Genomic DNA, 21550 nt, shown 5'->3' with positions numbered 1-21550 from the left:
GAACGGCTTATCCCCTATGTAGCGCCGCCACCCCTCTAGGAGGCTCTTCTCGTCACGCGCAAGAGCAGGGAACACGCCCGGACGTTCGGGCGGCAGAGCGCCCGGGCGTGCCCTCAGCATCTCCTAATCGTCGTCGAAGATGCTTTTCACGCCCTTGTAGGTTATGTAGGTCTTAGCGAGCGAGTCGTCATCCTCGCCGTCCCAGACCGACGTCGGGCCGTCGTCCGCCTTCTCACGGTCCCACGTGCCCTTCTCGGTGGGTCCGCCGGGCGAGCGCATCGTCAGGGCAAGGGGAGCAGCCCCGAGCAGTCCCTCGGCGATGAGACTGAGGAGCCACAGGATCAGACCGAAGAACATGACCACGGTATAGAGGATCTGCACGGGCACGGCGATAATCGCGTAGGGACCATACTGCGCGATTCCGCCGATGACCCAAGCTCCGAGCAGAAGCCCATACGCCGGAATCAGCACGGGGAGATACATCTCCTCCACCGCGCTGGAGCCCCAGCCAAGGCCGCAGCTCATGATGGTCACAAAGACCAGAAAGGCCAAAAGGCAGGTCATGACGGTGCAGAAGTCGGACTCAACGCACTTCTTGAGCGAGAAGGCGCGGCGGCGCCGACGGTGGCGCCTCGTGGACGTGCGTGAAGAGTTGGATGCTGCCATAGAAATCGCTCCCCTTCGTGTCGGTGCCCATCGGGCATGTGGAAAACATCTAGAACATGAGCTCCCGAGCACGAATCCGGTGAATGTTTTTCCGAAGCGATTCCTATGCGATTGTTTTGTCTTATCTAACCACGACGGAGGATGACCGGCAAGGCTCGGCCCCGGCACGGGGGCGAACGGCGCCCAACGCGGAGCGAACGGCGTGGAACCGCCGTACCCCGCTCTCCGATGCAACCTGCCATGCGCCGATGACCCGCCCCTCGACACGCGGCCCCGGCATACACTGTAGGCGCGCAGGCCACCGTTACGCACTGTGCCTCGTACCTTCCAACCTCAACCCAAGGAGCTGCCATGCACGCCACCGCCCCTTCCCTCTCCTGGCTTACCGAGCCCGCCGTCTTTGAGGTCAACCGGCTCCCCGCCCACTCCGACCATCATTGGCGCGTTGGGGGGCGGGAGCTCGCGCAGACGCTCGACGGCGCATGGCGCTTTTTCTACAGCCCACGTATCGCCGACCGGCCGTCTGACTTCTGGCGCCCCGACGCTGACCTCTCCGATTTTGGGACCATCACCGTCCCGGGCCATATCGAGCTCCAGGGCTACGGCCAGATCCAGTATGTGAACACGCAGTACCCGTGGGACGGCCTGAGCGCCCTGCGCCCACCCGAGATCGACGCCGACCGCACCGCCGTGGGGTCGTACGTGCGCGACTTCGAGCTCGACCCCGCATGGGCGGACATGCGCACCTGCGTCTCGTTCCAAGGCGTGGAGCGGGCGTTCTACCTGTGGTGCAACGGGTCGTTTGTGGGGTACGCCGAGGACAGCTTCACCCCGTCGGACTTTGACCTCACGCCCTACCTGCACCCTGGGACCAACCGGCTCGCCGTCGAGGTCTATCAGCACGCGAGCGCATCGTGGCTCGAGGACCAAGACATGTTCCGGTTCTTTGGCATCTTTCGCCCGGTGGTGCTCTACGCCAAACCCGCGTGGCATATCGAGGACCTGTGGCTGCGCGCCGAGCTTGACCAGGATAACGCCACAGGCACGCTGCGGCCGCGGCTTGTGATCTCGGCACCGGAAGGCACACCGGCCGACGCGCTGCCCCATGCGCACATTACGGTGGCTGACCCGACGGGCACCGTGGAGCTCGCCCGGAGCTGCGAGCTAGTGGCAGAGGCGAACGACGTCGGGGGAGAAGTGGCGGATGTTGAGGTGGACGAGCTGCCCACACACCCCGGCGCTCGAACGTTCCGCACCGCTGAGGAGCTCCGCATCGAGCCGGTCCAGTGCTGGAGCCACGACGCCCCCGCTCTCTACACCGTCACCCTCGCCCTGTACGATCCGTCCGGCACCGAGGTAGAAAGCGTCTCGTACCGCATTGGCTTTAGGCGGGTCGAGATCATAGACGGCGTGCTCACCCTTAACGGCGATCGGCTCTTCTTCCGCGGGGTCAACCGTCACGAATGGAGCCCGACGGCCGGCCGCGCCATCGGCATCGACGACATGCGGCGCGCGATGGAGACCATAACGCGAAACAACATCAACGCCGTGCGCACGAGCCACTACCCAAACCAGACTCCTTGGTACGACCTCTGCGACGAGCACGGCATCTACCTCATTGACGAGGCGAACCTCGAGACGCACGGCAGCTGGCAAAAGCTCGGGCGCATCGACCCCGCGTGGAACATCCCCGGGAGTGACCCCGCCTGGCTCCCCGCCGTGATCGACCGGGCGCGCTCGATGTTTGAGCGCGACAAGAACCACGCGTCGGTCGTCATGTGGAGTTGCGGCAACGAGTCGTTTGCCGGCGAGGTCATCGCCGCGATGAGCCGGTACTTCCACGCAAGCGACCCCAGCCGCCCAGTGCACTACGAAGGGGTATTCCCCACCCGTGGCCATGAGTCGCACCGCGCGGCGTGGGAGGAGATCTCTGACGTAGAGAGCCGCATGTACGCGTCGCCTGCCGAGGTGCGCGCCTACCTGGAGGGCACGGACGGCACCCCCGGGCCGCGCAAGCCCTTTGTGCTGTGCGAGTACATGCACGATATGGGCAACAGCCTGGGCGGCATGGAGGACTACCTGCGCCTTGGGGCGGAATTCCCGCAGTTTGCCGGCGGTTTTATCTGGGACTTTATGGACCAAGCCTTGTGGCGGCGCGATGCCCTGGACAGGCGCGCGCTGGGTTATGGCGGTGACTTTGGTGAGCGCCCGAGCGACTACGCCTTCAGCGGCGACGGCATCGTCTTTGCCGACGGCACCGAGAAACCGGCGATGCAGGAAGTGCGCTACTGGTATGCCGACGAGCCCACGCGTGCGGCGCACGATGCGCAGCGCGATAGCGCTGCCAAGGAGAACGCACGGCGCTTTGCCGAGTGCGCGGCGGAGCGCCGTACGGCGCGCGACACCGCAGACGATCTTGTTGTGGTAGAAGGCGACGTTAACCTGGGCGTGCGCGACGGAGAGCTCGAGGTGCTCTTCTCGTGGGCGGAGCATGGCCCGGTGAGCATCAAGCTCAACGGAACCGAATGGCTCTACCGCGCACCGCGCCCGGCGTTCTGGCGCGCCGCCACCGAGAACGACCGCGGCTGCGGCTTTGCCGAGCGGGCGAGCGCCTGGCTCGCCGCCGATGCCAATCCGCGCTGCATCGACCAGCAGATTGAGGAGCGCGGCCCGCGGCGGGTCAGCGTTTGCTACCGGTTTGCGAGCGACGCCGTCCCCGGAGCCGAGGCTTCTCTTCGTTACACCGTCGAGGCGGGGTGCGGCATACTCGTGGAGGCGGAGTACCACGGCGCCCCAGGACTCCCCGAGCTCCCCTGCTTTGGCCTGAGACTCGCTACGCCCGCACCGGTGCGCGAAGTCGTCTGGACGGGGCTCTCGGGCGAGACCTACCCCGACCGGTGGCGGGGCGGGCGCTTTGGCCGATGGAGCGAGGAGCCGCATGTTCCGCCCTACCTTGTGCCGCAGGAGTGCGGTTGCCACGTGCGCACACAGGAGCTCGAGCTTGTGGGGATGCCCGGGCCTGAGCGCTGCGACAGGGGCGGTGCGGGCGCAGCAGCGCGGTTGAGGGCGGTCATGGAGGAGGTGCCGTTCTCCTTCTCCGCCCTGCCGGCGAGCGCGCTTGAGCTCGAGACTGCCGACCATCGCGAGGACCTGCCCAAGAGCACACACACCCACGTTACACTCTACGGGGCCATGCGCGGTGTGGGCGGCATCGACAGCTGGGGCTCCGACGTAACCGAACCTTATCGGCTGAGCAGCGCGGCGGACTATCGACTCGCAGTACGCGTGCTGCGCTCGTAGGTGTCAGCTCCGCGCCCTTGCGGGTTCGATTCTTGGCTTTCGCTTACAAAAAGCCCGGAACCGCGAGGGTACCGGGCTTGCCAATCTAATGGAGCCGGTGACAGGAATCGAACCCGCAACCCAGTGATTACAAATCACTTGCTCTACCGTTGAGCCACACCGGCGATGTGAGATGCAAGGGTATCACAACTTGCCGCGCGACGGGACGCCATCCCGCATACCGCGCATGCCCCTTACCGGCCGCGGAGAGATTGCAGCTTGGCAAGCGCCTCAGGCGAGAGGCGGCTGCCGAGCGTGAGCTTGATATCGGGTGCGGCCTCGACCTCCGCCACGTCGGCATCAATCTGCCGGATCTCCTCCACGAGCATGCGCGCCGAGATGCGCGTCACGCCCTTGCCCATCACCGTTGCCTGGATGGTGCCATCACTTGTTACCACCGAGCAAGCCCGGCCCGCCTCACGCGCCTCGGTGCACAGGCGCTGCACCACCGTGTCGGCCGAGACACCTGTGGGCGAAAACTCGATCCGTACACCCGCCTGAGGCAGGTTGGGCCGGTCGGCCGAGACGTTGCCCGCCCCGTCAAAGACGATCACCGCCTCGTAGCGACCCTGCGCAAACGCCGCCACATCGGCGATGAGCGCCGTACGGGCGCGGTCGTACACGTCGTTGGAGTACGGGTCGTCCGAGTGGTCAAAGATGAGATGCTCGTAACGCGGCGTTGCGTGGATGATGTTGTAACCGTCCACCACCAGCAGCTCGCGCTGGCCAGCGCGGTTGGTGCCGCGCGGCGGATTCGCAGGCTCGCCAAACGCAGCGCTGAAGGCGTTACCCACCCCAAAGGTGCTCGCCGAGACGATCGGCTTGGCCGACCCCTCGCCAAACCGCTTGACCTTGACCTTTGCGCGACCCTTCTTGCTCATACTCCCCCTTTACGTGCCGACCGGGCGCGGGCGACCCACCTTGGCACCGGGTGGACAATGCAGCCGCCCGGCGGCAGGACGAACCAACACCGCACCCGTTCCTCTTATTGGTTGCAGCGCAGCCACTCGTAGCAGAGTGCCGTGGCCGCCTGCGCCACGTTGAGGCTCTCGGTCTGCCCGCGCTGCGGCAGGCGAGTGAGGTCGTCGCAGGTATCGAGCACCAAGCGGCTGATCCCCTCGCCCTCCGAGCCCATCACGAGGGCGATGCGCCCCGTGAGCGGCGTTTCCCAGCACGTGCCCTCGGCGTGCTCGCTCGCCCCGATCACCCAAAAGCCGGCGCGCTTGAGCTCCTCGAGAGCGCGAGCGATGTTGGGCACGCGGGCGATCGGCAGGTGCATGACGGCGCCGGCCGACGTCTTGTAGGCGCCGACGTTGACCTCGGCGGCGCGCTTGTTGGCAATGACCACACCCGCCGCGCCCACAACCTCGGCCGAGCGCACGATGGCACCAAAGTTGCCGGCGTCGGTTACGTGGTCGAGCACCACCACGAGGGCAGGGCCCTCGCCCGCGCGGGCGAAAACATCGGTGAGGTCCGTATAGGGAAAGGCGCCGACCTCGAGCATGATGCCCTGGTGGCTGCCATGGCTCGAGCGCGCGTCGAGCTCGGCGCGCGGCACATGGCAGACGGGGATGCCCGCCGCCTGAACAGCATCTACGAGCTGGGCAAGGGTGGCATCGGGCGCGCCCTCCGCCACGAGCGCCCGCTTAACGGGAAAGCCCGTGCGGAGCGCCTCGGCCGCAGCGCGGCGGCCCTCGATGCAGTCCGCCGCGGGGCGCGGGGCGCTCGGCCGCCGCTCGGGACAGCCGGTACGCTGCGGGCGCACCCCATCCCGCTGCTGGCGTGCGGGGCGCTGCGAGGAGCCTTGCTTGCTCCTACGCCGGTCGCCCTCATGGCCCTGCCGCTTCTGCTGCATATCGCTTCCTCTCGTCTATCGTCATCCAAAGTATAGCCAAGGCCGCCGAGGCGCCCGGCGCTCTGCGCGGTGCCGTACACAACCCCGTGCAACGGGCGGCGCCAAAGGCCGCCGACGGATCGCAAAGGACCCCCCTACTCCCAGCCCTTCCAGACCTCGGGCTCGTAACCCACCGTTGCCCGTTGGCCGTTTCGCACGATGGGCTCGCGCAGAACCTGCTGGTTCTCGAGCAGCTTGTCAAACTTCTGGCTCTCGGTGAGGTGCATGATGAGCGCCACGGTGTCCTGGTCCTTGGCCTTGGGGTCCACCGCCGCGTCGATGCCGCCCACCGCGCGCAGCACGCTCTGGAGCTCGCCTTTGCTCATGCCCTTCTCTTTGAGGTCGATGAACTGAAAGGAGATGCGGCGCTCTTTGAAGTAGCGCTGGGCCTTCTTGGTGTCAAAACTCTTCTTGGTACCAAAGATCTGGATGTTCATGCGGGGCTCCCTCTGCCGGGGCGGACGGCGCCGCCCGATACGCTGCCCGTCATGATACGGCCTTTTGCCGCAGCGCAGGCCTGCGGCGGCGCGATTGACTGGCGCGACCGCGAGAACCCCATGGGGCAGACGGGCCGGCCGGTACCGCTTGGGCGCGGAGCCTCCCCACATTTGATGCAAATAGGTCCATGATAGAGCCGGATTCTGCCCCATCATGGTCCTTTTTGCACCAGATGTGCGGAGGGCAGGGGGGGGCAAAAGAACGGGACAGACGCAGGTGGCCGAGGGACAGAACAGGAAGGCACCCATAGCCGCGGCACCAGCCCTGCCACGGCGTTCCCCACTCCGCGCCAACCGGCTACCGAGCCAAGGCCACCGCTCCGCGCCAGATTGCTTGACGCATATCTCCTGAGCTGGTGAGATTAAGAAAAGGCGCAGCTCATCGCATGCGCGCCACGTTGTTTTTTTGCGCTGCGCGCCCCGCTGCGCCAGACCCATGCCGGGCCACGAGAGAGGGGACGCCATGCGATACGTTTGCAGCATCTGCGGCTACGTCTACGACGAAGAGAAGGAGGGGACGCCCTTCCGCGACCTGCCAGAGACGTGGACCTGTCCGCTCTGCGGCGCGGCAAAGTCGATGTTCGAGCCCGAGCGGGGCGCAGACGGGGACGCAGCCACGACCACCAACACCGGGGACGGCGCGCCACCCTCCGCCGGCACCCCATCCGACGGCAATCCCGAGGCTACCTACCCCGTCCCCCAGGCGTCGGGCGAGCTCCGCGAGCTCTCCCCCGGTGTCATTTCCGCCATCTGCTCCAACCTCGCCCGTGGTTGCGAGAAGCAGTACCACGAGGAGGAGGCCGCGCTCTACCGCGAGCTTGCCGACTACTGGGGAGCTCAGGCCAAAAAGGCTAACGCGAGCACCGAAGGATCGGCCGACGGCTCCGCAGCCGAGAGTAGCCCCACGGAATCCACCGGCGCCGACGCGCTCGCCAACCTCGCCGAGCTCCTTGCTGGGGACCTCGCCCAAGCTTATCCCGCCCTCCGCGCCGCCGCGACCGAAGCGGGAGACCGCGGGACCCTGCGCATTTGCACCTGGGGCGAGAAGGTGACCAGCGCGCTTGCCTCGCTCGTGGAGCGATACCGGCGCGAAGGGCCCGCCATGCTCGCGGGCACGCGCATCTGGGTCTGCTCGGTTTGTGGCTTTACCTTCGTGGGCGAACGACCGCCTGAGCTCTGCCCGGTTTGCAAGGTTCCTAGCTGGAAGTTTGACGAGATCACCGGGAGGGTAGACGCATGAAGACACGTGTAGCCGTACGGAATCTCCGCCTGTGCACCAAAGACTGCCTCTGCCTCTACGTGTGTCCGACGGGGGCGACCGACACCGAGAACAGCATCATCGACACTGAGAAATGCCTTGGCTGCGGGGCGTGCGCCGATGCGTGCCCCAGCGGGGCCATCTCGATGATGCCGCTCGACCTTCCGCCGCAGCAACCCAAGACGAGCGCCGTGCTCGCCCGTTCCGACGAACTTGCCGAGCGCAAGGCGCAGGAAGAGCTTGCCGCCCAGCGCCTGAGCGCGCATGCCGAGGACGAGGCGCTCGGACGGCTCGCCGCCGCGGTGGCGCGCGCCGCGCGCCTGGTAAACGAGGACATCATGCGGGAGGCGGGCTATATGCTCCCCCAGAGCGCAAACGCCCGTGCGTTACTCGACGCGCTAGCCACGCAGTCGCTATCGGCTGACGCACCACACGAGGTAGCACGTCAGCTGCTGGAGCGCATCCCCATGAACGAGGGCCAGGCGGCGGAGGGCGGCGACAACGACCCCTCCCCCATCCCCGCCGGTGCGACTGCAACCTACCGCTGCCTCATGTGCGGCGCGGTCTTTGAGGTCCCCGAGGGCGAGGAGCCGGTCTGCCCCGTCTGCGGAGCGCGCGGTAGCAGCCTCGAGAAGATCTAGCCAACCCGGCCCCGCGGTACACGAAAGCCGGCGGCACCCGTACAGGTACCGCCGGCTTTCGGCTGGAAAGGGGGATCTTACTTGGCGGGCCGACCCTTGGCGGCAGGTTGGGCCTTTGCGGCGGCCGGACCCTTGGCCCCGGCGGTACCGCTCCTGCCGATGGCGGGCGTAGTGGCGAGGGCCGCGAGCACGATCACGGCGCCCACTGCATAGGCAACCCGCACCGAGTCGTAGCGAGACTTGGCCTCGATCTTTACCAGCTCGGCACGCTCGGTATCGGTAACGTCAAGCCCGGCGATCTGCTTCTCAAAGGTTGCGCTGCTGCCCAGGTTGATGTTGATCTGGGAGAGCTGCTCCTGCGCATGCTCCGAGATATCGCCGCTCGCGGCAGCACCGCTACGCACCGACCCCGTGATCCCAAAGAGCAGGACCGCGCCGAGAAGTGCGACGCCAAGCGCCTGGCCCACGTTGCGCATGGTGCTCTGGATGCCGCCCGACTGCGCCGCCTCGCGCTCGGGCAGAGCCGCCGCGACGACGTTGCTCGCATGGGATGAGACGGTTCCGGCGCCAACGCCGGCGAGGAACGCACCTAGGTAGACGAGCGGGGCATTTGAACCGCCGGAGGTAACGGAGAGCGCCATGACGCCAAGCGCAGCGGCCATGATCACGTACCCGGTCTGGATCACGCGGCGCGGATGCGCATGCGGCATGAGCTTGGGGATGCCCAGAGAGAGGGCAAATGTGGGCACGCCCGTCACGATGGAGATTGCGCCCACCGCCACCGGCGACCAGTTAGACACGAGCTGCAGATACGGAGCCATGAGGATGGACTGCGCGCCCATGAAGAAGAACGTGACGGCGCAGGCGACCAGACCGGCGCGCACCTGCGGCGTGGTGAGGAAGGCACTCGGCAGCACCGGCGTCTTGCCGGCGTTCTCGACCCGGCGCTCGTAGGCGATGAGCCCCGCGAGCACCACCAGGCCGAGTGCGACGAGCGGCAGGGCGGGCGAGATGCCGAAGAGGGAGAAGGGAGCCCCGGAGAGCGGCTCGATAAGACCCCACGACGAGATGCTCGACATGCCAATGAGCACCATAAAGAGACCAGATGCCGAGAGCGCGACGCCGATCACATCGAACGAGGTGTCGGCCTTGGGCTGCGTGATGGCCGGGAGCGCGAAGGAAAGCGCGAACACGACGACGAAGTACCCGGCGAGCACGAGGAAGGTTACGTGCATGCCGGCGACCTCCATGACGACGCCGAGCGCAAGCGGCAGCAGCGCCGAAAGCCCGGACGCCGCGCCAATGGCGCCAAAGGCGACGACACGATGGGGGCCGTGATAGATGAGCGGGACGAGGCCGAGGACCGACGGGATCATAAAACTCGCCCCGAGGCCCACGAGCACGCGTGCGCCCCAGATGAAGATGTCCATCGTGGGCGCGAGGGCGGCAGCCACCTCGCCCAACGCGCACAGCAGAATGCCGGCGCGGAAGGTGCGCTTCCACCCCAAGATGGTGCCACCAAGGCCGCCGGCGATCATAAAGGCGCCGCCCACGAGCGGGTAGATCATGTTGGCGAGCTGAATCTGCGCCGTGGTGGCGCCGAGGTCGGTCGTAAGCGCCGTGGCCGCCAGCGAAAGAGCGCCGTTATCGCCCGTGGCGCCCATCTGGGCCAAAATGAGGATGATGATGGGAACAACGAGGAACCGCCCGGCGACGCTGCCGGATTGAGCGGTACCGGCAGGCTTCGCGGCCTGCGATGCTACCTGTGACATAGCTGTCCTTTCCGCTATAGGCTGTGCAGTGCGAGATGCGGGCTCGCCCTTACGCGGCCTCCTGGGCAACGAAGGGCTCGGTAGCCGTCAGGTCGCAACCGGCGAGCGGATAGGCGCGAATCTGCGGGTCGTCGTAGGTGGCGTGGTAGTAGGTGCACGTCGCGGCGGAGAAGCAACTCGTGTAGAGCGTGATCTCCGAGGAGCCGTCCGGCATGCACGCCGCGCCGCGCGGCACGGCAACGGAGCCGAGCGTGCGGAAGAGCCTCGTGACGTTATCGGCCTCGGACTCCTGCACCGGGTAATGGCTGTTGACAAAGGCGGCCTTCACGAAGCGCGCGGGACCGCTGTAATCGCCAGGGATACCTTGCATGCCCATGCCCGTGCCAAAGGGCGCGAGCTTGGCGCGGTCCCACGTGGCGTCCTTGGGCTCGGCGTCGGTCAGGGTGAGGTAGTTGCGCAGGTTGGTGCGGTGCCAGCCAAAGTCGGGCTCGTTGGTGAGCGCATCGACGTCGTTCTCCCACACGCGCAGGCCGTCCTCGAGGCACTCTGCCACGATGCTACCCGTGGCATCGCCGATGAGCCAGTGGAGCTTGGCTACCGGGAGCTGGGGCGACACGGGCTTGGCCACCACGACGGTGCGGGCGAGCGCCGCGCGCACCTCGTCGAGCGTGGCAAAGTTGCGGGCGACCCAGAAGGGGAACTCATAGGCGGCGACGTAGATGGTCGAGGTGCCATCGCCCGAAGCCGCGGGCGTTGCAGGGACTGTCGACGGGTCGGCGTACCGCGCGCTCTGCGGGAAGTTGAGACCCGCGGCCGCAAGGCCGGCGTCGTTGCCGCAGTCGAAGTAAAGCGGGATGGGCCCAGCCGTGATGCCCATGCCGATCACCGTGTGGGCGTGGGCAGCGTCAAGATCGTCGGGACGCTCAAACGCCGTCGGCGGCGTCGCGGCGGCAGGGGTAACCACCACCTTCTCACCGTAACCCTGCGTCCAATCGAGATTGCGACCGAAATACATCGAGCCGGTCGCGCCATTAAAGCGGATACCCGTGCACATAGGGCCCGCCCCCTTCCCTACCCGGGCAAACCCCCGGGTCGACGTGGTAGATTTTTTACTTCTGCCCGTGCACGGCAATTAATACGCTTAAAAACTGGTTAATTTGAACGGCGAAATGCTTAAGCAGGACGGCAGACGCGAATGCCGCCGTCTTGCGATCCCCCGCGCGCCCCGCGGCCCGGAGTTGCTTCCGGGGTGCGGGGCGCCTGCGGGGCGCGGCTACTTTCCCGGCACCATGGTGAGCGAGATCTTGCCGCGGTCACGGTCGACCTTCTCGACCCAGACCTTGACCGTGTCGCCCACGGCCACCACGTCGCTCGGATGCTTAACGAAGTGCCGCGCCAGCTTGGAGATGTGCACCAGACCGTCCTGATGCACGCCCACGTCTACAAAGGCGCCAAAGTCGACCACGTTGCGCACGGTCCCCGTGAGCTCCATGCCCGGCTCGAGGTCGTCGATGGAAAGCGCCGCGCGGCTAAAGACCACCTCGGGCGCATCGTCGCGCGGGTCGCGACCCGGCTTCTCGAGTTCACCCAAGATATCGATGAGCGTGAGGATACCGCAGCCCAGCTCGCCCGCGAGCAGGGCAACGCTCCCCACGCGCTGCTGGATGTCGGGGATGCCGCCGCACGCCGCCAGGTCATCGGCCGTCACGCCGGCACGCTCGAGCACCTCGCGCGCCACCTGGTAGCTCTCGGGGTGCACGCTCGTGGCGTCGAGCGGGTTTGCGCCGCCCGCGATGCGCAGAAAGCCCGCGCACTGCTCAAACGCCTTGGGGCCGAGCTTGGGCACGTCCCTGAGCTGCCGGCGGTCGGTAAACGCCCCGTGCTCCTCGCGATAGGCCACGATGTTTCTCGCCACCGTCGGCGTGATGCCCGAGACGTACCCGAGCAGGCTCGCGCTCGCCGTGTTGACGTCCACGCCCACGCGGTTGACCACGTCCTCCACCACGTGCCCGAGCGTGCGCGCAAGCTCAGCCTGGTCGAGGTCGTGCTGGTACTGCCCCACGCCAATGGATTGGGGCGGAATCTTTACGAGCTCCGCCAGCGGGTCTTGGAGACGTCGACCGAGGCTCATGGCCCCGCGCGTGGTCACGTCGAGGTCCGGGTACTCCCGGCTCGCCAGCTCGCTTGCCGAGTAGACTGAGGCGCCCGCCTCGTTGACGATGGTGTAGCGGAGCTCCGGCGCCTCGTCGGCGATAAAGCCCGAGACAACCTCCTCGGTCTCGCGGCTCGCCGTGCCGTTGCCGATGACGATGGTGTTGATGTGATAGGTGCGCGCAAGCCGTGCGAGCGTGCGGCGGGTGCCCGCCACATCGCGGCGCGGCGGGGTGGGATAAACGACCCCATGGTCGAGCAACTTGCCCGTCTCGTCGAGCACCGCCACCTTGCATCCGGTGCGGTACCCCGGGTCGAGCGCGATCACACGCGCGCCGCGCACCGGGCGGGCCGAGAGCAGGCTCTCGAGGTTCTTGGCGAAGACCTTGATGGCATCGGTCTGGGCGCGCACCGTGAGCTTGGCGCGGAGCTCGCGGTCGAGCGAGGGGGCCATGAGGCGCTTGTAGCCGTCGGCGATGGCGGCGTCGAGCACCGGCGCAAAGATGCCCTGACGACGCGGCCAGCGGCGGCCCAGGCGCGCAACCGCCGCCTCGCCATCGACGCGCACGTGCACGCGGAGCTTGCCCTCGCGCTCACCGCGGTCGATGGCGAGCACACGATGGTTGGGAATCTTGCGCGCGGGCTCCGCAAAGTCGTAGTAAGGCTCGTAGGGAGTCTTCTCGTCGGCATCCGTCGCCACGGTCACGATCTCGCCCGTACCCTCGGTAAAGGAGCGCAGGTCGGCAACGTTCTCGGCATCCTCGGCCACCGTCTCGGCCACGATATCCGCGGCACCGGCGAGCGCCTTCTCGGGCGTGTCGTAGCCGGCCTCGGCGGCCTCGGGCGTGACAAAGCGCGCAGCGGCATCCTCAGGCGTGGCCGTGCCCTTGGGCGAGACCTGCATGATGATCATGTTGGCAAGCGGCTCGAGCCCGGCCTCGCGGGCCTTCTGCGCGCGCGTCTGGCGCTTCTTGCGGTAGGGCTTGTAGAGGTCCTCGACGCGCTGGAGCTGCGTGGCCGCGCGGATTTCGGCCTCGAGCTCGGGGGTGAGCTTGCCCTGGGCGCCAATGAGAACGATGACGTCCTCCTTGCGTTGCTCGAGATTGCGCAGGTAGGTGAGGCGCTCCTCGAGCGAGCGAAGGGCGACGTCGTCCATGCCGCCCGTCGCCTCCTTGCGGTAGCGCGCGATGAAGGGGATGGCGTTGCCCTCGTCGATAAGGGCAACGGCCGCCTCCACGGCGGTGCGCTTGAGGCCGAGCTCCTCGGCAAGTGCGGCGATGATATCCATACGGGCTCCCGGGTCGTCGTTAGTTTGGGAGAAACAGGATACCCGCCCGTGCGGACAGCCGCAAACGACATGGTTGAGGCGGCTTGGGCAGACCCGATGGGCTGCACGGCAGGCGGCCAGTGCGGCAGGCGAGTCGGACGCCGCCGCCACAGCGGGAATACCTAGCGCAAGCGCCGCGCCAAGCGAAGCGTCACCGCGACCAAGCCAAACGCCACAACCGAGCACACTGTGCCGACGGCCCCGACCCACGGCAGACCAAGCCCCGTTACGACCGCACCGCCGAGCGCCGTGCCGGCGGCGATGCCGATGTTGAACGACATGGGCTCAAGCGAGCTCGCCAGCGTGAGGGCCTTGGGATGGCGGCGCGCGGCCGTCTCCATAAAGAGCGAGATGCAGGGCACCGACACGAAGTACATGGTAAAGCCAATGGCCATAACCAGAACGAGCGCGAGCGGCATGGCGCTCCCCGCCCAGAACAGGCTGGCGAGCAGCAGCGCCTGCACCGGGAAGGTCACCAGCAGGGCGCGCATGCCAAACCGCGCGTCGAGCCAACCCGAGATGAGGTTGGACGCAAAGCACATCACGCCGTAGACCATGAGCGCGCCCGAGGTTGCGAGCGCATCCATGCCCAGTACCTCCTCTAGGTACGGCGTCACATAGCCGTAGAACACGTACACCGAGCCCACGCCAAAGACAAAGATGGCCATGCAGGTGAGCACCTGCGGCTCCGCAAGCAGACCCGCCTGCTCGCGGAACGTGGCCGGCGCGTCGGTTGCGCCGGAGCGCGGCAGCACGAGCACGAGCGCGACGCTCACCACCACGGCGAGCAGACACGCCGCAACCATGATGGCGCGCCACGAGGCCATCTCGGCAACGAGCTTGCCCATGGAGGTGATGACGACCATCGCCACCGAGAACGCTGCGTACACGACCGAGATCGCCATCGAGACGCGCTCTCTGGCCACCAGCTCGGGCAGATAGGTCACCCCGAGGGCAAGCAGCGCTCCGGACACGCCGCCGATGAGCACGCGGCTCGCCAGTAGCATCTCAAAACTCGGCGCAAGCGCCTGGAGCAGGTTTGCCAGGCAGAAGACGATCGAGTAGACCACAAGCAGCTGAAACCGCCGGAAGCGCCCCGTTGTGAGCGCGAGCACTGGCGTGAGCACCGCGTAGGCAACGGCAAAGAGGCTGATGAGCTCGCCAACGCGCGCAAGCGACACGCTGTAGCTCGCGGCGATGTCCGCCTCCACGCCGATGACCACAAACTCCGAGCACCCGAGCGCAAACCCGAGCACCACGATGAGCGCCACGCAAAGCAGCGCGCGAGGATTCCTCTCCACCGTTCGTCTCCCCTCCCCGTGCGTTTCGTCCGCTAGACACTCTATCGTAGAGGCGGGTAAATGGGCGCGCAGATTAGGCGCCCGCTGAAAGGGCCGGCTGGAGCCGTGGGTTTCGTCCGCGCACTACGCGACACGCGCGGCCCTGGTGATTCGGCTATTGTGGGATTGCCCTATTCCTCAGACGCCGGCCTGATGAGATAGGTGACGGGGATATCAAAACCCTTGGCGATCTGCTCAAGAACCTTGATGGTGGGGTTTGCTACGCCTTTTTCGATTTTGTTGAGATAGGGTCTGCTGAGGTTGATCATTAAGCAGAAATCGGTCTTGGTGAGGTTCTGCTCCTCACGAAGACTGCGCACGCGCCTGCCAATTCTCTGTTCGATGGTCTCCTCCATAGAGTCGACTTTGCATGGCCATCGCGTCAGTGGGTTAAACTATAGTTTACGTTTTGACGAATGCGCAGGTTCTGGGGATAAGTCTGCACAATTTGGCCACAGGATTGCGGCAGGCTTGCGCAGCGGTCGAGGCCAATCCCCGGCCATCGCGCCGGCTCGCACGCCGACTCGGGTGAGTGTCGCCGGGCGCCCCCCTTGACTCTCGCGCGTCCGCCGATTCGCGCGCCAGCCACCCCCTGCGCCCGACTGCCTTGGGCTAGGCTATACCCGTGGCGGTACCGTTTGTTCGGTGCCGCCGGCAAGCAACCCAAGCCCGCTGAGGGGAGGCGCCCCACCATGTCCCTTCTTGCCGCACCAGCCATCCGCCGTCCCGTCGAAGTGCGCGTTGTGGCGCGGCGCTACCTCCCGATGCGTCTCGGGTTTGGCATCGTTCTTATCGTGATGCTCGTGCTCGGCCTCTCCGGCTGCTCGGACCTCGGTGCCTTTGACGAAGACGCCGTCGCACGCCAAGCGGAAGACTATTACGCAGCAAAGTACGGCGAGCACGTTGCCGTGACCGACGTCTGGGAGGACCGCGGCTATTCGCTCTTCTCCTACTATTCGCTCAACCGCGCCTTCTGCACCATGGAGGACGGCTCCTACGTGCTCGTCGATTTTGAGGAGGGGCCGCTCGGCGACACCCGGCAGGAGGCCGAGATCACCGCGGCGTACGAAAAACGCTTCCGCGCTGCCGTCGTCGAGGGCAAACGGCTGCTGCAAGACGCCGGCTACACCGTCTCCCTCGTCCTTATCAACGGCTACGACCTGACCGAGAAGGGCTTCTTTACCGGCTGCATCTCGCCCTATGACTGGGATGACAGCGAAGGGGGCGGCAATCGATCCGGGTCGTTTTTCTACACGCGCTACACGGGGGACGAGCGCTTTTTTAAGGAGGAGGCCGCCCGCATCACCATCCGAACACCCCAGATCACGTTCGAGATCGCCGGCGCAGACGCCGCGTACGCGAACGGGTTTCCCACCGGCGTGCCCGACGTTCCCGGCTGGACCCATCCCATCGACGCGATGTGCCGCGAGCTCCTCCCCCTCACTGCGGGAAACCCCCAAACAGAGGTGCGCGTCTATCAGGAGGGCTTTTACGAGATCGCCACGAACGATAACGGCGAGAGCGGCCTCCTAGGCGAGCTCTCCCCCTTCGACTACACACGCGACGTGGGCGATTGGCTCATCGTCGACTGGATCGGGCTCGGCCACGGCGTCTACCTGACCTCCAACGAGCACGGGGTGCGCCTGCATCCCGGCGACGTAACGCTTGAGGAGACGACGGCCACCTATACGTTTGACGACCTCGTAGAGAAGAGCAACCTCACCAACAACGACGTGCGCGCCCATGACCCCGCGGTCTTCGAAACCTATGAGCTCGCACCCGCCGACGGCCTGTTTGCCGCATTGCCGACAAGCGTGCAGGACAAGGGCTGGTTCAGCATCCGCATCGCGTATGACAACACCGATCCGGAAGCGGGGCTCGCCGACCTCGGCGTCACGCCCGGCACCCTCACGCCCTCCCTTTATTCGGTGGAGGAAAACCCTGCCATCGAGGATTTTCCCGAGGGGCCCGAGCTTACCATCGGCTGGATGCGCGAGACACCGCTTGCCAACGGCTATCAGCATCGGGACGGCACGCTCTACCGCGACGAACCGGTGCGCTTGGTGCGCCTCTGAGGTAGCGCCGTCAAGCGGGTCCCCGGCGCCCTCGTCTCACCGTGCGATCCGGACGGCCGCGCATGGCGGCGCCGGCAACGCGTCCTGCCTACACGCGCTCCGCCACCGCCTTGACGAGCTTCTTCTTGGATCCGCGGGCAACGATGGCGCCGTCGTACTTCACGTACGCCTTGCCCTCGAGCTCCTTGTGCTTTTTGGCACAATGGCCAAAGCAGCCGGTGCGGATATCGCCCTTGGCGACAACGCCCTTGAAATCCTCGGGCGAGACGCCGGAGCATTTCTTGCAGAGCTTGAGGCAGGCACCCATCGTGGTTACTCCCAATAACGGCATGCGGGCGGCGACGCCCGTCGGTAATATGCTATCTGGTTTATACCATATCTTTCCGCTCCGGGTATCGCACGGTGGCGCGTCCTGCAAAACGAGCCGGAAAGCCGCCCGGCGCCGCCGCCTTACGCCCGTGCGACGCGCCGCGGCGTGCGGGCGCTCACGAGCCCATGGCGGTTGCAATAGGCAACAATGATGCCCGATTGACCGCACCGGAACCGTGCGGCGGCCTCTTGCTCGGGATAGAGCTTCTTGATCGTTACGCCATCGGTGGTGACATAGGCGATAAAGCTGATGTAGTGGTCCTTGCGCATGGGGTGATCGAGCGTCACGTACCATTCGTCCTCGATGCTCTCGACCACGAGCGCATGGCCCTCATCGGGCTCCTCGGCCTCGGCGGGCGCAAGCGCGACGCCGCAGCACGAGTACGAGCCCTCCCCCAGCGCATACAGCACGTTGCCGCACACCGGGCACACGTAGAAGTGCGACCGCAGCAGGTTACCTGCGCGATTGGCGTTTTGACGGACGTCACCGGTCAGAAGCTCCGCCACCGACACGCCGAGCGCGGCGGCAAGTGGCTCCACCAGCGAGATATCGGGCAGCCCGCGCCCCAATTCCCACTTGGAAACAGCCTTGTCGGTCACGCCCACCGCCTCGGCGAGGGCGCGTTGGGTGAGCTTGCGCCCCTCGCGGAGCGTCTTGATGGTATCGGCAGTCAGGTATCCGGCCATGAGGGTCCTCTTTCTCAAAAGCGCCGTCGCGGGCGCATGTCACAACGGGACCAGTATCTCCCGCACCACCGTGCAAGGCTACCTACGGACCGTAGAGCGCACGGGACACGCCCTATGACCAGCCCTTCCACGTATCGGGCGCGTACCCCACCGTCGCCTGGCGCCCATTGCGCACGATGGGCTCGCGCAGGACCTGCTGGTTCTCGAGCAGCATCTCAAAGCGCTGCACCTCGGCGATGTGCATGACGAGCGCGGCGGCATCTTGAATCTACCCCGATTCCGTTTACACCCTTACGCCGCCATCTTGACGGCGCCCTCCATATTCCCCGCCTCGAACTCCTCGGGGCTGAGGCTCCCCAGCGCGGAGTGTATCCGCACCCTGTTGCAGGAGCACTCGATGTACTCGAAGATCTCCAGCGCCGCCTGCTCGCGCGTCTCGAACGTGCGGGCGTGCACGCACTCGGCCTTGATGAGCCCCATGAGCGACTCCATGGCCGCGTTGTCCCACGGCGACGATATCGAGCCCATCGAGGGCGCGATCCCCACGCCCCGCATGGTCCTGCCGAGCTGCGGCGACACGTACTGCGAGCCGTGGTCGGAATGGTGGATGCAGCCCCTCGGCGGGCGCCTGCGGGCTATCGCCATCTTGAGCGCGTCGTCGGCGAGCTCGGCCGTCATGCGCGCGGACATCGACCATCCGACGATCCTGCGGGACCATATGTCCATGACCACGGCGAGGTAGAGCCACCCCTGGTGCGTGCGGACGCAGGTGATGCCGGCGAACCGCGCCTCGTCGGGGCCGTCCGCGCTGAAGTCGCGCTTCACCGGGTCCGGTGCGGCGTTCGCCTGCGGCGCGGCCGGCTTCTCCCCGCCCTTCGGCCTCCTGGCGCAGCCGCGCGCGGTGCCGGACAGGCCGTTCTCGCGCATGATGCGCGCCACGAGCCTGCGCGAGGTGCGCACGCCGTACCGCCTGAGCTCGGCGAAGACCTTCGGGGCGCCGCAGGTGCCGCGGCCGGCGGCGTGGATCCCCGTGATCCTCGACGCCAGCTCGGCGTCCCTCTCGTCGCGCGCTGGGGCCGCGGGATCGCCACGCGTAGCAGCCCTGCCGGGTCACCTTGAGCGCCGAGCACATCTCGGAGACCGTCCAGGCAGGCCCCCTCGTTGGCCTTGACGAACGCGAACTTCGCCCCCTCCGCCCGCGAGCCTACGGCTGCCTGCCGGCGAAGAGGGCGCCCGCTTTCAAAAGCATCTCGTTCTCCCCCTTCAGCCGCTCGTTCCCGCGCCTCGGCCCGCGGAGGTCCCCCGCCGTCTGGAAGGGGTTGTCCCCTGCCGGCGCCTGCGCGGCGCCGGCCCTCCCGACCCGGTCCGACGGGCTCCCCGGGTCGACGCCGGGCTCGCGGGCGGTCTCCGCGCAGGCACCGCCCCGCTCCCTGTGCAGCCTCGCCGCCTGCTGCCTGAACCCTGCCGAGTACTCGGGCGGCGGATGCCCCGTCCCATGCCCCCTTTCCCCGTTCACGGCATCATGCCGAAACGGAACTCGATGTGTCAACGGAAACGGGGGAGATTCAGATTCAGATTCAGATTCAGCGGATGCACGCGGCGCGGGCGCTGCTCGCGTCCGGATGGACGGTCGCCGCGACGGCGCGGGAGACCGGGTACCGCTCCTCCACGAGCTTCTCGGCCGCGTTCGCACGAGCGTTCGGAACGTCGCCGCAGCAGTTCAAGCGCGAGGCCGGCGCGAAGGTCGTCGAGGTAGCGCGGGAAACGGCGCGGGGGTCGCCCGCCCAGCCGCCCTACGCTGGCTCTTCGACGACCTCGTAGCCGGCGGTGCGCCTCCTTCGCAGCCGCACCCGCCGCCGTGCCCGATGCGCATCATCTGACGAGCGAGGATGAACACCGCAAGCGCGAGAGCGGCGCCCACGATAAGGTAGTCGAGCATGACCACCTCCTTGATACCGGAACCGAAGCTGTGAGAGGTTTCCCTTAAAAGTTAGTTAAGGCTAACACTACACACGCAACGCGCTAGAATCGAAGAAAGTTATCCATATCTATCTTTTGGAGGAACCATGCCCGACTCACCTAGATCCATGCAACTCGTGCTTATCCGCCACGGGGAGAGCGAATGGAACCGCCTTAACCTCTTCACCGGCTGGACGGACGTCGACCTCTCCAAAGCGGGCCGCTCTGAGGCGGCCGAGGGCGGACGGGCCCTCGCGCGCGAGGGCTTCGACTTCGACATCTGCTACACGAGCCGGCTCAAACGCGCCATCCACACCCTCGACATCGTGCTCGACGAGCTAGACCGCGCATGGCTGCCCGTCGTGAAGGCATGGGAGCTCAACGAGCGGCACTACGGGGCGCTCCAAGGCCTCGACAAGGCCGAGACCGCAGCGAGATACGGTGAGGAGCAGGTGAGGATCTGGCGGCGCAGCTTCGACGTGGAGCCGCCCGCGCTTGAGGCCGGGGATGCGCGCGACCCGCACGGCCAGGCGATGTACCGCGACGTGCCGGCTGCGTGCCTTCCGCTCACCGAATGCCTGGCGACCACCGTCGAGCGCGCCTGGCCGTACTTCGCACGCGAGATCCTGCCCCAGCTGCACGCGGGGAAGCGCGTGCTCATCGCCGCGCACGGCAACAGCCTGCGGGCGCTCGTCATGAAGCTCGAGCGGCTCACGCCCGAGGAGATCCTCGAGGTCAACATCCCCACCGGCGTGCCGCTGGCCTACACGCTCGACGCCGACCTCAACGTGCGCAGCAAACGCTACCTCGGCGACCCGGACGCCGTCGCCGCCAAGATGGCGGCAGTGGCCAACCAGGGCAAGGCGCGGGGTTGAGCTGCGCCCCGCCTCGTCCCCACACCCTGACCGCCCGCGTCGGTCCGGCATCGCCCCGGGCCGACGTGCTATGAGGCCAGGATGCCGGCCACGCACTCCAACAGGGCCCGTCAGCGCCGTTATCCTGAAGAGGCAGGTCTTCACGTTGACCGTCACTTTCGTGCGAATAGCAGCGCCGCTTGTTTTAGGACATCGACCTCCACCCTGCGGCGGGCGTTCTCCAGCCCCAACTCGACGAGGCGGTTCTGCTCGGGCGTCCGGTTGTCGGCCGCGGCGGTGGAGCCGCACGCGTGGACGAGGCGGATCCAGCGGTCGAGGGTCGACTTGCCGAAATCGTACTCGCGCATCACCTCAGCGTGCGGCTTGCCGGAGTCAACCAGCGCGACTATCTGCCTTCTGAACTCCTCGGAGAACTGCCTGGGGTGCTTCGGATCCCGCATGGGGCCTCCCTTCCTCGAGGGACCCTCAGACTCTCATCGATGTGTCCAACTATGTATGCATTTCGGACTACCTCTTGGACGTCCGCATGAGCCGGGCAGAGGAGCTGATCAAACACGGTGACTCGCCGGTGGCCGACATCGCGCACGCCGTGGGTTACGCGAACGTGAGCAAGTTCTGTGAGGTATTCAGGCGGAAATTCGGCATGACGCCGTTGAAATACCGTTTTCAAACTAGAAGCGCTGCGCACGCGTAATCTCGG

General features: G+C 66.6%; 19 protein-coding genes, 1 tRNA gene and 1 pseudogene. 6 read left to right on the top strand and 15 right to left on the bottom strand.

Annotated elements, in window-relative coordinates; translation table 11 throughout:
• Nucleotides 1-123: 123 nt before the first annotated feature.
• Nucleotides 124-666: a hypothetical protein gene (locus B5G20_RS01220; RefSeq protein ID WP_087354211.1), complete on the bottom strand. Its 543-nt coding sequence runs from the start codon at nucleotides 664-666 to the stop codon at nucleotides 124-126.
• Nucleotides 667-1017: 351 nt separating this feature from the next.
• On the opposite strand from B5G20_RS01220, the gene B5G20_RS01215 reads away from it, so the two are divergent.
• On the top strand, nucleotides 1018-3966 hold the full coding sequence (locus B5G20_RS01215) for a glycoside hydrolase family 2 TIM barrel-domain containing protein (protein ID WP_087354207.1): 2949 nt from the start codon (nucleotides 1018-1020) through the stop codon (nucleotides 3964-3966).
• An 89-nt stretch (nucleotides 3967-4055) separates the two neighbouring features.
• Here B5G20_RS01215 and B5G20_RS01210 read toward each other — a convergent pair.
• From B5G20_RS01210 to B5G20_RS01195, 4 genes are all read right to left on the bottom strand, one after another.
• A tRNA-Thr gene (locus B5G20_RS01210) sits at nucleotides 4056-4130 on the bottom strand.
• Nucleotides 4131-4199: 69 nt separating this feature from the next.
• Nucleotides 4200-4886, bottom strand: a complete 687-nt coding sequence (locus B5G20_RS01205) for an NYN domain-containing protein (protein ID WP_087354205.1) — start codon at nucleotides 4884-4886, stop codon at nucleotides 4200-4202.
• A 104-nt stretch (nucleotides 4887-4990) separates the two neighbouring features.
• A complete protein-coding gene (gene rlmB / locus B5G20_RS01200; protein WP_087354202.1) occupies nucleotides 4991-5860 on the bottom strand; it encodes a 23S rRNA (guanosine(2251)-2'-O)-methyltransferase RlmB in 870 nt (289 codons plus the stop codon).
• A 134-nt stretch (nucleotides 5861-5994) separates the two neighbouring features.
• Nucleotides 5995-6336 (bottom strand): arsenate reductase family protein, encoded by a 342-nt coding sequence (locus tag B5G20_RS01195; RefSeq protein WP_087354201.1) that lies wholly within the window; start codon nucleotides 6334-6336, stop codon nucleotides 5995-5997.
• 523 nt (nucleotides 6337-6859) lie between these two features.
• On the opposite strand from B5G20_RS01195, the gene B5G20_RS10655 reads away from it, so the two are divergent.
• Both B5G20_RS10655 and B5G20_RS01185 read left to right on the top strand, forming a co-directional pair.
• Nucleotides 6860-7636: a rubredoxin-like domain-containing protein gene (locus tag B5G20_RS10655; RefSeq protein WP_087354198.1), complete on the top strand. Its 777-nt coding sequence runs from the start codon at nucleotides 6860-6862 to the stop codon at nucleotides 7634-7636.
• A complete protein-coding gene (locus B5G20_RS01185) occupies nucleotides 7633-8295 on the top strand; it encodes a 4Fe-4S binding protein (protein WP_087354194.1) in 663 nt (220 codons plus the stop codon). Before B5G20_RS10655 ends, B5G20_RS01185 begins: the two co-directional genes overlap by 4 nt.
• A 77-nt stretch (nucleotides 8296-8372) precedes the next feature.
• Here the strand turns inward: B5G20_RS01185 and B5G20_RS01180 are convergent, their stop codons facing one another.
• The 5 genes from B5G20_RS01180 to B5G20_RS01160 form a co-directional block, all read right to left on the bottom strand.
• Entirely contained in the window at nucleotides 8373-10067 is a 1695-nt protein-coding gene (locus B5G20_RS01180; protein ID WP_087354191.1) for an MFS transporter, read from the bottom strand.
• Nucleotides 10068-10116: 49 nt separating this feature from the next.
• On the bottom strand, nucleotides 10117-11121 hold the full coding sequence (locus B5G20_RS01175; protein WP_087354188.1) for a linear amide C-N hydrolase: 1005 nt from the start codon (nucleotides 11119-11121) through the stop codon (nucleotides 10117-10119).
• A 219-nt stretch (nucleotides 11122-11340) separates the two neighbouring features.
• A complete protein-coding gene (locus tag B5G20_RS01170) occupies nucleotides 11341-13506 on the bottom strand; it encodes a Tex family protein (protein WP_087354186.1) in 2166 nt (721 codons plus the stop codon).
• A 161-nt stretch (nucleotides 13507-13667) separates the two neighbouring features.
• The gene (locus B5G20_RS01165) at nucleotides 13668-14846 is read right to left on the bottom strand and encodes an MFS transporter (protein ID WP_239286814.1); all 1179 of its coding nucleotides are present in this window, start codon (nucleotides 14844-14846) and stop codon (nucleotides 13668-13670) included.
• A 170-nt stretch (nucleotides 14847-15016) separates the two neighbouring features.
• A complete protein-coding gene (locus tag B5G20_RS01160) occupies nucleotides 15017-15241 on the bottom strand; it encodes a helix-turn-helix transcriptional regulator (protein WP_087354183.1) in 225 nt (74 codons plus the stop codon).
• Nucleotides 15242-15577: 336 nt separating this feature from the next.
• Between B5G20_RS01160 and B5G20_RS01155 the strand changes: the two genes are divergently transcribed.
• Nucleotides 15578-16960: a hypothetical protein gene (locus tag B5G20_RS01155; protein ID WP_239286813.1), complete on the top strand. Its 1383-nt coding sequence runs from the start codon at nucleotides 15578-15580 to the stop codon at nucleotides 16958-16960.
• An 88-nt stretch (nucleotides 16961-17048) separates the two neighbouring features.
• Here B5G20_RS01155 and B5G20_RS01150 read toward each other — a convergent pair whose 3' ends face one another.
• The 4 genes and pseudogenes from B5G20_RS01150 to B5G20_RS01135 form a co-directional block, all read right to left on the bottom strand.
• Entirely contained in the window at nucleotides 17049-17291 is a 243-nt protein-coding gene (locus B5G20_RS01150) for a hypothetical protein (protein WP_239286812.1), read from the bottom strand.
• A gap of 119 nt (nucleotides 17292-17410) precedes the next feature.
• Entirely contained in the window at nucleotides 17411-18016 is a 606-nt protein-coding gene (locus tag B5G20_RS01145; protein WP_087354177.1) for a helix-turn-helix domain-containing protein, read from the bottom strand.
• Between the two features lie 112 nt (nucleotides 18017-18128).
• Nucleotides 18129-18260, bottom strand: a complete 132-nt coding sequence (locus B5G20_RS01140) for an ArsC/Spx/MgsR family protein (RefSeq protein ID WP_087354176.1) — start codon at nucleotides 18258-18260, stop codon at nucleotides 18129-18131.
• A gap of 47 nt (nucleotides 18261-18307) precedes the next feature.
• A pseudogene (locus B5G20_RS01135) lies at nucleotides 18308-19078 on the bottom strand (IS3 family transposase); the annotation flags it as partial.
• 480 nt (nucleotides 19079-19558) lie between these two features.
• Here B5G20_RS01135 and B5G20_RS01125 point away from each other — a divergent pair.
• Nucleotides 19559-19837, top strand: coding sequence for a helix-turn-helix domain-containing protein (locus B5G20_RS01125; protein WP_087354171.1), 279 nt, complete (start codon nucleotides 19559-19561; stop codon nucleotides 19835-19837).
• Nucleotides 19838-20103: 266 nt separating this feature from the next.
• Nucleotides 20104-20850, top strand: coding sequence for a 2,3-diphosphoglycerate-dependent phosphoglycerate mutase (gpmA, locus tag B5G20_RS01120; protein WP_087354168.1), 747 nt, complete (start codon nucleotides 20104-20106; stop codon nucleotides 20848-20850).
• 152 nt (nucleotides 20851-21002) lie between these two features.
• On the opposite strand, the gene B5G20_RS01115 is transcribed toward gpmA, so the two are convergent.
• Complete coding sequence (locus B5G20_RS01115) at nucleotides 21003-21290, bottom strand: transposase (protein ID WP_087354165.1); 288 nt, start codon at nucleotides 21288-21290, stop codon at nucleotides 21003-21005.
• Nucleotides 21291-21550: the final 260 nt, after the last annotated feature.

Source organism: Collinsella sp. An7 (assembly GCF_002159335.1).
Lineage (GTDB): Bacteria > Actinomycetota > Coriobacteriia > Coriobacteriales > Coriobacteriaceae > Coprousia.
The sequence above is the reverse complement of the archived record's forward strand: the minus strand, read 5'-3'. Positions and strand labels throughout refer to the sequence as shown.